General features: G+C 73.6%; 12 protein-coding genes. 5 read left to right on the top strand and 7 right to left on the bottom strand.

Translation table 11 applies throughout. The features are described from left to right. Positions 1–152 precede the first annotated feature (152 nt). The 7 genes from ACFVGO_RS16660 to ACFVGO_RS16690 form a co-directional block, all read right to left on the bottom strand. Positions 153–1,538 (bottom strand): 8-oxoguanine deaminase, encoded by a 1,386-nt coding sequence (locus ACFVGO_RS16660; RefSeq protein WP_380632358.1) that lies wholly within the window; start codon positions 1,536–1,538, stop codon positions 153–155. A 79-nt stretch (positions 1,539–1,617) separates the two neighbouring features. Next, a complete protein-coding gene (locus ACFVGO_RS16665; RefSeq protein WP_380632361.1) occupies positions 1,618–3,114 on the bottom strand; it encodes a nucleobase:cation symporter-2 family protein in 1,497 nt (498 codons plus the stop codon). Positions 3,115–3,474: 360 nt separating this feature from the next. After that, the gene (gene pucL, locus ACFVGO_RS16670; RefSeq protein ID WP_359911801.1) at positions 3,475–4,395 is read right to left on the bottom strand and encodes a factor-independent urate hydroxylase; all 921 of its coding nucleotides are present in this window, start codon (positions 4,393–4,395) and stop codon (positions 3,475–3,477) included. Positions 4,396–4,428: 33 nt separating this feature from the next. Further along, positions 4,429–4,764: a hydroxyisourate hydrolase gene (gene uraH, locus ACFVGO_RS16675; RefSeq protein ID WP_359911797.1), complete on the bottom strand. Its 336-nt coding sequence runs from the start codon at positions 4,762–4,764 to the stop codon at positions 4,429–4,431. 95 nt (positions 4,765–4,859) lie between these two features. Next, positions 4,860–5,363 carry a 2-oxo-4-hydroxy-4-carboxy-5-ureidoimidazoline decarboxylase gene (gene uraD, locus ACFVGO_RS16680; protein WP_380354688.1) on the bottom strand — a complete coding sequence of 168 codons (504 nt, stop codon included), beginning with the start codon at positions 5,361–5,363 and terminating at the stop codon, positions 4,860–4,862. A 248-nt stretch (positions 5,364–5,611) separates the two neighbouring features. Further along, entirely contained in the window at positions 5,612–5,992 is a 381-nt protein-coding gene (locus ACFVGO_RS16685) for a helix-turn-helix domain-containing protein (RefSeq protein WP_359911791.1), read from the bottom strand. Then, positions 5,989–6,243, bottom strand: coding sequence for a thiamine-binding protein (locus ACFVGO_RS16690; RefSeq protein ID WP_359911788.1), 255 nt, complete (start codon positions 6,241–6,243; stop codon positions 5,989–5,991). Before ACFVGO_RS16690 ends, ACFVGO_RS16685 begins: the two co-directional genes overlap by 4 nt. A gap of 205 nt (positions 6,244–6,448) precedes the next feature. Here ACFVGO_RS16690 and ACFVGO_RS16695 point away from each other — a divergent pair, with 205 nt between their 5' ends. The 5 genes from ACFVGO_RS16695 (at position 6,449) to alc (ending at position 12,787) form a co-directional block, all read left to right on the top strand. Beyond that, positions 6,449–7,294: a TIM barrel protein gene (locus tag ACFVGO_RS16695; RefSeq protein WP_359911785.1), complete on the top strand. Its 846-nt coding sequence runs from the start codon at positions 6,449–6,451 to the stop codon at positions 7,292–7,294. 152 nt (positions 7,295–7,446) lie between these two features. Beyond that, a complete protein-coding gene (locus ACFVGO_RS16700; RefSeq protein WP_380632372.1) occupies positions 7,447–8,355 on the top strand; it encodes a 2-hydroxy-3-oxopropionate reductase in 909 nt (302 codons plus the stop codon). Positions 8,356–8,901: 546 nt separating this feature from the next. Then, a complete protein-coding gene (locus ACFVGO_RS16705) occupies positions 8,902–10,044 on the top strand; it encodes a glycerate kinase (protein WP_359911779.1) in 1,143 nt (380 codons plus the stop codon). Positions 10,045–10,191: 147 nt separating this feature from the next. Further along, a complete protein-coding gene (gene allB, locus ACFVGO_RS16710; RefSeq protein WP_380632375.1) occupies positions 10,192–11,580 on the top strand; it encodes an allantoinase AllB in 1,389 nt (462 codons plus the stop codon). A 10-nt stretch (positions 11,581–11,590) separates the two neighbouring features. Beyond that, positions 11,591–12,787, top strand: coding sequence for an allantoicase (gene alc / locus ACFVGO_RS16715; protein WP_380632377.1), 1,197 nt, complete (start codon positions 11,591–11,593; stop codon positions 12,785–12,787). The last annotated feature ends 97 nt before the right edge of the window (positions 12,788–12,884 follow it).

A 12,884-nucleotide genomic window follows, 5' to 3' on the forward strand; every position in this document is an offset into this window, starting at 1 on the left:
TCCTTTTGCCGAGGTGGGTGGGAGTGGCCGGGGGCCCCTCATCTTCCCTTCTTCTTCTCTTTGTTTGTTGCCCTCCGGTCCGCACACCCGTCGGGGTGTGCGGAGTCCGGGGGCGCACCGTCCCTGGGCGCTCCCGGAGTCAGGGGTGGGCGTCAGAGCGGCCGGGCCGCCAGTTCGCGGGCGGCGCGGGCGCAGTCGCGCGCGATCCGGTCCTCGTCGACGGTGGCCAGGCGCCCCTTCTCGACCACCGCGTTGCCGTTGACGAACAGCACCGACAGCGGCGGGAGCGCCCCGAAGGTGAGCGCGGCGACCGGGTCGGCGATGGACGAGTGCATGATCCCGTCGATCTTCCACAGCGCCAGGTCGGCGAGCTTGCCGGCCTCGATCGAGCCGATCTCGTGCTGTCGGCCGAGCACCCGGGCGCCGCCCATGGTGCCCAGGCGCAGCGCCTGCCGCCCGGTCAGTGCGGTGGGGGAGCCGTGCAGGCGGTTGATCAGCAGCGCGTTGCGCAGCTCCGTGCCCAGCTCGCCGGATTCGTTGGAGGCGGTGCCGTCGACGCCGAGCCCGACCGGGACGCCGGCCCGGAGCATGTCGGGCACCCGGGCGATGCCGGCCGCCAGGCGGGCGTTGGAGGACGGGCAGTGGGCGACGCCGGTGCCGGTCTCGGCGAACTTGGCGATGTCGGAGTCGTTCATGTGCACGCAGTGCGCCATCCAGACGTCCTCGCCGAGCCAGCCCACCGACTCGAAGTAGTCGGTCGGCCCCATGCCGAACAGCTCCTTGCAGAACTGTTCCTCCTCGGCCGTCTCCGAGCCGTGGGTGTGCAGCCGGACGCCCTTGCGGCGGGCGAGTTCGGCGGACCGGCGGAGCAGGTCGGTGGAGACGGAGAAGGGGGAGCAGGGCGCGATGGCGATGTGCAGCATCGAGCCGAAGGAGGGGTCGTGGTACCGGTCCACGGCGGCCTCGGAGGCGGTCAGGATGTCGTCCAGCTCCTCGACCGCGTGGTCCGGCGGCAGCCCGCCGTCCTTCTGGGAGCGGTCCATCGAGCCGCGCAGCGCGGTGAAGCGCAGGCCGAGTTCCCGGACGGCCTCGATGGAGGCGCCGAGGACGTCGCCGCCACCCTTCGGGAAGACGTAGTGGTGGTCGGAGGCCGTGGTGCAGCCGGACTTGAGCAGTGCGGCGGCGGAGCCCTGGGCGGCGGCGTGCACGAGCTTCTCGTCGATCCGGGCCCAGGTCGGATAGAGGGCGACCAGCCAGTCGAACAGGATGTGGTCCTGGGCCAGGCCGCGGGTGATCCACTGGTAGAAGTGGTGGTGGGTGTTGACCAGGCCGGGGGTGATCAGGTGGCCCTCGCCGTTGATCCGGCGCACCACGTTGTCCAGCCACGCGGGGGCGGGGCCGTCGCCCACCGTCTCGATGGTGTTGCCGAGGACGACCACGTGGCCGCGGGCGTACTCGGTGTCGTTCGCGTCCACGGTGGCGATCGCGGCGTTCTCGATCACGATCCGCTGGTCGGCGGGCGGGGGCTGGACTGCCATGGTGTGACTCCTTGGGGGAGGGCCGGGGAAGGGCCGGGGGAGGGCGCGCACCGCACGGTGCACGCCCCGCCCGGGCCGGTCAGGACGGTGTCGCCGTCGGTGCCGTCGGTGCCGTCGGTACCGTCGCGCCGGGGGCCTGGCCGGACCCGGACCGGCGGGCGGCTCCGACGTGGTGGAAGAGCAGGTTGAGCAGGACGGCCATCACGCAGCCGGCCGAGATCCCCGAGTGCATCAGGGTCCGGACGGCCTCCGGGAAGGAGTCGTAGAACGTCGGTACGGCGATCGGGATGATGCCGACACCGAGCGAGACCGACACCAGGATGGTGTGCGAGCCGGACTCCATGCCGGCCTCCGCGAGGGTGCGGATGCCGCTGGCCGCGACCGTGCCGAAGAGCACGATCCCGGCGCCGCCGAGGACGGGCTGCGGAACCAGGGAGACGACCGAGCCCAGCACGGGGAACAGCCCCAGCAGGACCAGGATGCCTCCGCCGGCCGCGACCACGAAGCGGCTGCGGATCTTCGTCAGCGCCACCAGCCCGATGTTCTGGGCGAAGGCGCTGGCGGCGAAGCCGTTGAGGACGGGACTGAGCGCTGTGGCCAGCCCGTCGGCCCGCAGGCCGGCGGCGAGGGTGGGTTCGTCCGCCTCGCGGTCGACGATCCTGCCGAGGGCGAGCATGTCGGCGGTGGACTCGGTCATCGCGACCACCATGACGATGCACATCGAGACGATCGCGGCGGCGTCGAACACGGGCGCGCCGAAGTGGAACGGCGAGGGGAGCGCGAAGACCTTCGCGTCCCGGACCGCGCCGAAGTCGGCCAGCCCCAGCGGGAAGGCGATCAGGGTGCCGAGCGCCAGACCGATGAGCAGGGACAGCTGCTGCCAGAAACCGCGCAGCAGCCGGTTGCAGAGCACCACCGCGACGAGGGTGATCGCGGCGAGGCCGACGGCCCGCGTGGAGCCGTACCCGGGGGCGCCCGGCGAGCCGCCGCGCGCCCAGTTGACCGCCACCGGAAGCAGGGACACCCCGATGAGGGTGATCACGGTGCCCTGGACGACCGGGGGGAAGAACCGGATGAGCTTGCAGAAGTACGGTGCCGCGAGGAAGCACAGCAGCCCCGCGACGATCACCGCTCCGAAGATCACCGGGAGGGCGTCCTTCGGTCCCCCCGTCTTCTCGATGGAGCCCTTCGCTATGGCGATCATGGGCGCGACCCCGGCGAAGGAGACGCCGTTCACGAACGGCAGCCGCGCGCCGATCCGCCAGATGCCGAGCGTCTGGAGGAGGGTGGCCAGTCCGGCGGTGAACAGGCTGGCCGAGATGAGCAGGGCGAGTTCGGCGGGGGAGAGCCCGACGCCGGCGCCGACGATGAGCGGGGGTGCGACGACTCCCGCGTACATCGCGGCGACGTGCTGCAGTCCGGTGGAGAACAGCTTCACCGGGGGCAGCAACTCGTCCACGGGGTGGGTCCCGGGTCGGGGCGGCCCGCCGGGGAGGTGGTCCGCCGCGCCGTCCGGGCCGTGCGTTCCCGCCGAGGTGGAACCGCCGTCTGTACTGCTGGTGCTGCTGGGTGCCATGTCGAGCCCCTCTTGTGCCCGTGGCTCCCGGCGCGCCCGTGGCGCTGGAGTGCGGCTGGTGCTGATGTGACCGAGGACGGGACGGCGGTGCGAGGATCCCTCGGCCGGCCTCTCCAGTGCCCCGGGCCGGCCGCCGCGAGGCAGGCACGAACTCCGGTGGGTGGGGGGTGGGGGTGGAGAAACCGCTGGTGCGGACGGAACCGCTGGAGCGGATGGAACGGCTGGTGCGGGTCGAACGGCTGGTGCGGGTGGCACCGCGGGAGCGGTTGCCGTGGATGGAGCGGTCCGCCCGCACCCGACCGGTCCGTGGGGGCCGGAGGGTGCGGCGATTTCCGGGCGGCGTCCACCGGGTGGGGGAGGTCAGGCGACCGGGATGACCGGGACGACGCCCTCGCGGTGCACGGTGCCCTCGATCAGGCCGTACATGCGGTCCGCGGCGAAGTAGACCTCGTTGTCGTTCTTGAGGCCGAACGGTTCCAGGTCGACCAGGAAGTGGTGCTTGTTCGGCAGTTCGAGGCGGACCTCGTCCACCTCGGCGCGGTTGTCGAGGACCCGGGTGCCCATCGCGTGCAGGGTCTGCTGCAGCGAGTAGGAGTAGGTCTCGGCGAAAGCCTCCAGCAGGTGCCGCCTCACCCGGGTGTAGGAGCGGTTCCAGTGGGGCTGGGCCTCGCCGTCCTTCCCGCTGTAGCCGAACTTCCAGCGGGCGGTGACCTGGGTGGCGAGGATGCGGTCGTACGCCTCCTGGAGGGTGGTGTAGCCGTCCTTGATGTAGCCCCAGAACTCCGAGTTGGTGGAGTTCATGACGACGAGGTCCTTCAGGCCGGAGACGACCTGGACGGACTCCCCGTCGTAGACGATCTCGCTGGTGCGGACCTCCTGGCCGCTGCGGACGAAGGAGTGGCCCACCTCCTCCGAGCCGATGAAGCGGGCCGAGCTGTCCGGCGTCCTGATCCGGTCCCAGGCGTACTCCTCGATCCGGATCCGGGCGCTGTGCACGACGCCGCGCTCGGTGTCGTCGACGAAGTGGCGTGCCAGGAGGATGCCGAACGCCTCGGCCGACTCGATGCCGTGCTCCTTGGCGAAGGCGTAGACGGTGTTCTTGGTGGTGTCGGTGGGGAGGCAGTTGGCGTTGGACCCGGTGAGGTGGACGTCCTCGAACTCGCCGCGGAGCGAGACCGAGACGTTCAGGTCCTTGATCTCGTGCCGGGAGGAGTCGCGGTGGATCCGGACGATGCGGTTCTCCGCCTTGCCGTACTGGTTCTGACCGAGCACGTGGGCCATGACGTGGCTCCTAAGCTTTTCAAGGTCGGTCCACTAGCTTCCGCGGTAGACCGAGTATCCGAACGGGTTGAGCAGCAGCGGCACGTGGTAGTGGTGCTGTTCGGGCGCGACCGTGAAGACGATCGAGACCTCGGGGAAGAACGGCGGTTCGGCGGACTTGAGCGCGTGGTACGCGCCGGTGCCGAAGAGCAGCCGGACGACCGAGCCCGCCTCCACGGCCGGCAGGTCCGCGACCCGGCCGTCGGAGTCCGTGGCGGAGGTGCCGAGCACCTGCCAGCCACCCTCGGTGTGCAGTGCGAGCTCGACCGGGACGCCTTCGGCCGGTCGGCCGAGGCTGGTGTCGAGCACGTGGGTGGAGATGCCAGTCATGGGTGAAGTGGCCTTACTGATGGCAGAGGTGATGATGTGTCAGATTTTCGGTGGGATTCCCGGGAGGGTTCGGTGTGACGGCGTGTGACGGTACGTCAGAAAGTGTCGAGCAGACGGTCGAGCCGGATGTCGTTGATCTTGCGCAGCTCCTCGCGGACGGTCTCCGCCTCGGCGGCGGCGTCGTTGGGGAGGCGCTCGCGCAGGGCGGCGAGCATGCCGACCGCGGTGCGGCCGGTCGCGCAGACCAGGAACACGTGGCCGAACTCGGCCTCGTAGGCGGCGTTGGCCTCGCGCAGTTCGTCGAGGACCGCTTGGTCCGCGCCCCGGATCCCGGCCTGTTCGCGCTCGGAGGTGGCGTCGCCCGCCACGGGCGTGCCGATCCGGGCGTGTCCGGCCATCGCGTCGCGCAGGTCCTCGGTCGTCAGCGACGCCATGGCCGCCGCGTTGGCGGCGAGCAGGGCCTCGCGGTCGGACCACGGCCCGGCCGCGGCGACCGCGGCGGCCCAGCGGGGGCTGGAGCACACCTCCAGCAGGATCTCTTCCAGCTCCGCGGCGTCGGCCGCGGCCAGGGCGTCAAGGGCGTGGGGGTGGTTGGTCACGGGTGGACCTCCTGAAGAGTGGTGCCACCCGGAAAAGCTAGATCGGCCCCACCCGGCCGTCAACACTTTGTTGAACTGTTGGTGGTTACGTTTTGAACCGGGCCGCGATGCCGGGCCCTTTCGTGTGCGATTCGCCAAGTGTGCCCCGCCGCAGGCCGATCCACTCCTGCCGTGCCGGCGGGGTCACCCGTTCGGAAGCCCCCGGGGCGGGGGCCCGCACGTGCCCCGGAGGGCGTCGAACCGGGGCGTCAGGACGGCTTCGCGCCGTCCTGGCGGTTCAGGTAGTTGTACACGGTGAAGCGGCTGACGCCCAGGGCGGAGGCGACGGTCTCCACGCCGTGGCGGACGGTGAAGGCGCCGCGCTCCTCCAGCAGGGCGACGACCCGCTGCTTCTCCAGCCGGTCGAGCTCGGCCAGCGGGCGGCCGTCGAACTGGCGGGTCATCTCGGTGAGCAGCCGGTCCAGTGCGCTGCCCAGGTGGGGCAGTCGGACGGCCAGGGCCGGGACGCCCTCCCACTCCAGGACCACGTCGTCGGGCTTCGCCTCGTCCAGGGGGACGGGCGTCGCGCCGACCGCGGCCAGCAGCGGCTTCACCGCCGCGGCGAGCGGGTGTTCCACGTTCTCGGTCACGGCGTACCGTCCTCCTCGCCCAGCACGCTGACCTGGACCGAGATCCGGGTCGCCCCGGCGTCCAGGGTCTCCCTGAGCAGCTTGGTCACCGCCGCGAGGACCTGCTCGGCCCCGCCCTCGGCGCCGGTGCCGAAGGGGCCGACCGACACGGCCAGGCCGGCCTCGTCGACGACCTTGCGGGCCGCCGCGGCGTGCTCCGGGAACGTGTCCAGTTCGAACGGTTCTGTCGTGAACTCCACCATCAATCGCACGGGGTCACTGTAGCGAGCGGGGGTGCGGGCGGGCAGGGCCCGGGTGATCGAACAGTCCGGCCCCGGGGGCGGCATGGCCATGAGGCGGCTTCAACAAATTGTTGCGACTCTCTTGACACTCGCTCGGCGGGCCGGAGATGCTTCCACCACACAGAATCCCTCTTCCGGATCGTGGAAGTTTCGGATGAAGGAAGAGAGAAGAGAGGTGAGCGACGTGACGGCGGCAGCCCAGCACGGCTTCACGGTCAACCTGTCGATCCTGTTCGGCGAACTGCCGCTCCTGGAGCGCCCCGCCGCGGCCGCCGCGGCCGGCTTCACGGCCGCCGAACTGTGGTGGCCCTTCGGGGCGGAACACGACCCCTCGCAGGCCGAACTGGACGCGCTGCGCAAGGCGTTCACCGACGCCGGCGTACGGCTCACCGGCCTGAACCTCCTGGACGACCTGAGCCTGGGCGCCCGCGGCACCGTCTCGGTGCCGTCCGAGCGGGACCGCTTCCGCGCCAACCTCCCGGTCGCCGCGGAGCTCGCCGCCTCGCTCGGCGCCACCGCGCTCAACGCGCTGTACGGCAACCGGGCCGAGGGCGTCGACCCGGCCGAGCAGGACGCGCTCGCGCTGGAGCACCTGGTGCTCGCCGCGCGGGCCGCGCACGGGATCGGCGCGATCCTGCTCGTCGAGGCCCTGAACAAGGACGAGTCGCCGCACTACCCGCTGGTCTCGGCCGCCGCCGCCGTCGAGGTCGTCGACAAGGTCAACGCCGCCACCGGCCTCGGGAACGCCAGGTTCCTCTGCGACCTGTACCACCTGGCCAGGAACGGCGAGGACCTGCCGGCGGTCATCGACGCGTACGCCGACCGGATCGGCCACGTGCAGATCGCCGACCATCCGGGCCGCAACGAGCCCGGCACCGGCGACCTGGACTTCGAGGACCTCTTCGCCAGGCTCACGGCCGCGGGCTACAGCGGTTCGATCGGCCTGGAGTACCGCCCCTCCACCGGCGTCAGCGCCGACGGCTTCGGGTGGCTGCCGCGCGAGCTGCGCGCCGTCAGGTAGCCGGCCGCGCGGCGGAGCCGATGAGCGCCGCCGAGCCGCATGCCGCCGACGTGCGCGTCACCGAGCCGTGTGCCGCCGACTCGCGCGGCGCCGCCGGGCCTCGCCGCCGACCCACCCGACCTCCCACCCGCACACGTAAGGAACTCGACGCGATGAGCCGCAAGATCGCCTTCATCGGCCTCGGCATCATGGGCAGCCCGATGGCCGCCAACCTGGTCGGGGCCGGCCACCACGTCACCGGCTTCAACCTCACCCGGCCGCCGATCGACGCCCTGGTCGCGGCCGGCGGCCACGGTGCCACCAGCATCGCGGAGGCGGTGAAGGACGCCGAGGTGGTCATCACCATGGTCCCGGCCGACCCGCAGGTCGAGCAGGTCGTCCTGGGCGAGGGCGGGGTGCTGGAGATCGCCGCGCCCGGCACCCTGGTGATCGACATGTCCTCGATCACCCCGCAGACCTCGATCAAGGTCGAGGCCGCCGCCAGGGAGAAGGGCGTCCGCACCCTGGACGCCCCCGTCTCCGGCGGCGAGGCCGGTGCCGTCGAGGCCGTCCTGTCGATCATGGTCGGCGGTGCCGCCGAGGACTTCGCCGAGGCCCGGCCGCTGTTCGACGCGCTGGGCACCACGGTCGTCCACGTCGGCCCGGCCGGCGCCGGCCAGACCGTCAAGGCCGCCAACCAGCTGATCGTCGCGGTCAACATCCAGGTGCTCGCCGAGGCCGTCGTGTTCCTGGAGAACGCCGGCGTCGACCTGGCGGCCGCGCTGGACGTGCTCGGCGGCGGCCTGGCCGGCTCCACGGTGCTCAACCGCAAGAAGGCGAACATGCTGAACCGCGAGTTCGCCCCCGGTTTCCGGATCGACCTGCACCACAAGGACATGGGCATCGTCACCGACGCCGCCCGCGCCGTGGGCGCCGCGCTGCCGGTCGGCGCCGTGGTGGCCCAGCTGGTCGCCTCCGCCCGGGCCAACGGCGACGGCTCGCTCGACCACTCGGCGCTCCTGCGCGGCGTCGAGCGGCTCTCCGGGCGCGGGGCCGCACGGGGCGGGTCCGACCGGCCCTGATCCCCGGGGGCTCCCGCGCGGAGCCCCCGGTCCGAGCTCCTCCTGGCGGCGTGTACCCATTCCGGTCGTGCCCGCGCCGCCAGGAGGCCAGGCCCGGCCGGCGTGCGGGCCGGGGCTCATCCGCCCGCCCGCCGGTCGCTCCGAGCCGGTGACGCGTACGTCCCCCCTGGGGGCACTTCGGTCGTGCCCGGTACGCGTCGCCGGGCCTCCTCCCCGCCGAGGGGAGCCCCCCGAGCGTCGGAAGCGGGACGGGGGAGACGGCGGGGAGGGGGCGCACCCCTCCGACCGGTCCCCTCCGGACGGCCCCCTCCGACCGGTCCCCTCCGGACGGCCCCCTCCGACCGGTCCCCTCCGACCGGTCCCCTCCGGACCGCCCCTCCGGACGGCCTCTCCGGGCCGATGCCCCCGGATCGCCCCGGCCGGACCCCCGCCGAGCGGCCCGCCGGCCGCCCCGGCCCGGGCACTGGCCCCCCGGGACACCCGGGCCCATGCTGGACGCACACCGCAGAGCCACCGCCAGACCCGTACGGAAGCGAGGACCGCGCCATGCCCGCCATCCCCCACCAGGGCCATGTGGTCGTCGCCCCCGACAAGTTCAAGGGCAGCCTGGAGGGCGCCGAGGCGGCGGCCCGGATCGCCGCCGGCATCCGGCGTGCCGCGCCCGGCACCGAGGTGCGCGAACTGCCCGTCGCCGACGGCGGCGAGGGCACCCTGGCCGCCGCGCTCGCGGCCGGGTTCAGCCGGGTCCCGGCCAAGGTGGCCGGCCCGACCGGCCTGCCGGTGGACGCCGCGCTGGCCGTCCGGGACGACACCGCCGTGGTCGAGCTGGCGCAGGCCTCCGGCCTCGCCCGGCTGCCCGGCGGCCGCGCCGCCCCGCTCGCGGCCGGGTCCTACGGGGTCGGCCAGCTGATCGCCAGGGCGGTCTCGCTCGGCGTGAAGCGGATCGTGCTGGGCCTGGGCGGCAGCGCCGGTACGGACGGCGGCGCCGGCATGGTGCAGGCGCTCGGGGTACGGCTGCTCGACGCCGCCGGCGTCGAACTGCCGCCCGGCGGCGCCGCGTTGCGCCGGCTCGCGGAGATCGACCTCGGCCCGCTGGCCGAGGCCCTGGGCGGGGTCGAGGTCGTGGTGGCCTGCGACGTGGACAACCCGCTGCTCGGCCCGCGCGGCGCCCCGGCCGTCTACGGCCCGCAGAAGGGCGCCGACGGCGAGGACCTGGTGGTGCTGGAGGAGGGGCTGACCCGGTTCGCCGACCTGGTGGCCGAGGCCACCGGGCGGGACCTCCGGGAGGCGCCCGGCGCCGGCGCCGCGGGCGGGGTGGGCTTCGCGGCCCTGGCCCTGCTCGGCGCCACCATGCGCCCGGGCATCGAGCTGCTGCTCGACCTGCTGGGCTTCGACGGGGCCGTGCGTGGGGCACGCCTCGTCGTGACCGGCGAGGGCTGCCTGGACGCGCAGACGCTCCACGGCAAGGCCCCCGCCGGAGTCGCCGCCGCGGCCGCCCGGGCGGGGGTTCGGGTGGCCGCCGTGGCGGGCCGGCTGGAGCTCTCCGAGCCTGAGTGGCGGGCCGCCGGTTTCACCGCCGCGATCGCCCTGACCGACCTGGCCGAGCGGCCGGGGGAGAGCATGACCAGGGCCGGTGAGCTGGCCGAACTCGCGGGGGAGAGGCTGGCCGGCGAGCTGCTGCCGGGCTGAACCCCGGCGCGTACCGGACCGTCCCGCGGGCCCGGGCCCCGCGCGTCCAACCATTGACGTTTTGTTGAAGGCGGGCCTAGGCTCCCGGCAATCCTTCGCCTCCACCCTGCTCCACCACCCTCGACTCCCAGGTTTCGGAGGTCCCCCATGCCTTTCGGCCAGCCCACGGTGATCCGCTCCCGCCGGGCGGTCCTGCCCGACGGCGAGCGCCCCGCGGACGTGCTGATCCAGGGCGGGACGATCGCCCGCACGGCCCCGCACGGCTCGCTGGCGGTCGCCGGGGGCGAGCTCGTCGACCTCGGTGACACCGCCCTGCTGCCCGGCCTGGTCGACACCCACGTGCACGTCAACGAGCCCGGCCGCACCGAGTGGGAGGGCTTCGCCACCGCCACCCGGGCCGCCGCGGCCGGCGGCGTCACCACGATCATCGACATGCCGCTCAACTCGATCCCGCCCACCACCACGGTGGCGGGGCTGGCGCTCAAGCGGAAGGCAGCCGAGGGCCAGGCCTGGGTCGACCTCGGCTTCTGGGGCGGCGCCGTCCCCGGCAACGTCGCCGACCTCGAACCGCTGTACCGGGAGGGCGTGTTCGGCTTCAAGAGCTTCCTCGCCCCCTCCGGGGTGGACGAGTTCCCGCACGTCGAGGCCGCGGACCTGGAGGCGGCGCTGGCGGAGCAGGCCCGGATCGGGGCGCTGGCGATCATCCACGCCGAGGACCCGGCCGTGCTCGCCGCCGCCCCGCAGCAACCCGGTGTCCACTACCGGGACTTCCTGGCCTCCCGGCCCGCCGACGCGGAGACCGCGGCGGTCGCCCGGCTGCTCGACGCGGCCCGGCGCACCGGCGCCCGGGTGCACGTCCTGCACGTCTCCTCCGCCGCCGTCCTGCCGCTGCTGCGGCAGGCCCGCGAGGACGGCGTACGGGTGACCGCCGAGACCTGTCCGCACTACCTGACGCTCGCGGCCGAGCAGGTGCCGGACGGCGACACCGCCTTCAAGTGCTGTCCGCCGATCCGCGACGAGTCCAACCGGGACGCGCTCTGGGAGGCCCTGGCGAACGGCGAGTTCATCGCCGTCGTGTCCGACCACTCGCCGTCCACCCCCGACCTCAAGCTGCTGCCCGAGTACGGCGGCAGCGGCGACTTCGCGGCCGCCTGGGGCGGCATCGCCTCGCTCCAGCTCGGCCTGCCGGCCGTCTGGACCGAGGCCCGCCGCCGCGGCCGCACCCTGTCCGACGTGGTGCGCTGGATGTCCGCCGGACCGGCCGAACTGGTCGGCCTCACCGGCACCAAGGGCGCCATCGCCGCCGGTCACGACGCGGACCTGGTCGCCTTCGACCCCGAGGGCGGCTTCGCCGTCCGGGCGAGCGGGCTGCACCACCGCAACCCCGTGACCCCCTACGCCGGCCGGACCCTCACCGGCGCGGTGCGCACCACCTGGCTGCGCGGCCGCGAGGTGGACCCCGCGGCCCGCCCCTTCGGCCGGCAGCTCGCCCGGTCCCGATCCCGTCCCGCCACCACCCCGCCCGTACGCGCCTAAAGGAGAGTCAGTGACCACTGCCGACACCCCGAGTGCTCCCTTCACCGAGCTGGTCAACCTGGCCTCCCGACTGCTCGGCGCGGGCGTCGTCGCCACCAACGAGGACACCTTCGCGGACGCCGAGAACCTGCTGGTCGCCAAGCCGGCCGAGTTCCGCCCGCACACCTTCGGCCACAAGGGCCAGATCATGGACGGCTGGGAGTCCAAGCGCCGTCGCGGGGTCTCCGCCGAGCAGCCGCACCCCACCGACGAGGACCACGACTGGACGATCGTGCGGCTCGGCGTCGCCGGGGTGGTCCACGGCGTGATCGTGGACACCGCCCACTTCACCGGCAACTACCCGGAGTCCGCCTCGGTCGAGGCCGCGTCCGTCCCCGGCCACCCCTCGCCCGAGGAGCTCCGGGGCGCCGAGTGGACCACGATCGTGCCGCGCACCGCGCTGAGCGGCGACACCGCCCACGAGTTCGCCGTCGCGGACGGCACCCGCTGCACCCATGTGCGGCTGAACATCTTCCCGGACGGCGGCGTCGCCCGGCTGCGGGTGCACGGCGAGGTGCTGCCCGACCCGCGCGAACTGGACGGCCTCACCTTCGACCTGGCCGCGCAGGAGTACGGCGGCGTGGCCGAGGCGGCGTCCGACCGCTACTTCTCCTCCCCGCACAACCTGAACGCTCCCGGCCGTGCCTCCGTCATGGGCGACGGCTGGGAGACCCGGCGTCGGCGCGACAAGGCCAACGACTGGGTGCAGATCGCCCTGGCCGGGGGCGGTGAGGTCCTGGCCGCCGAAGTGGACACCTCCTGCTTCGTCGCCAATGCCCCCGGCTGGGCCGACCTGATCGGCTTCGACGCCTCGACCGGGGCGGACCCGGCCGACGGCGAGTGGTTCGAACTCCTGCCCCGCACTAGGCTCCAGCCCGACACCCGGCACCGCTTCCGGCTCGACGCCGGCCGCCCGGTGACCCACGTGCGCATCAACGTCCACCCGGACGGCGGCCTGGCCCGCCTCCGGCTCACCGGCCGCCTCACCGGGGCCGGCCGCGCGGCCCTCGCGCTGCGCTGGTTCAACGCCCTCCCGGCCGCGGAGGCCGTCGCGGCCCTCACCGGGGCCGGTGTCGCCGCGCAGGAGGCCGCCGCGCTGACCGCCGCCCGTCCCGCGGCCGACCCGGTGACGGCCGCGGCCGTCGTCCGGAGCCTGTTCGGCGGCTGACGATCCGTCGGATCCCTCGCCCGGAGCCCGTGGAACCCGTCCGGGCGGGGATCTGACGATGCGTCACCCATTTCTCCGCGCACCGCCCTTATCGACA

The organism is Kitasatospora sp. NPDC057738 (assembly GCF_042798815.1).
Classification (GTDB): Bacteria; Actinomycetota; Actinomycetes; order Streptomycetales; family Streptomycetaceae; genus Kitasatospora; species Kitasatospora lactacystinica.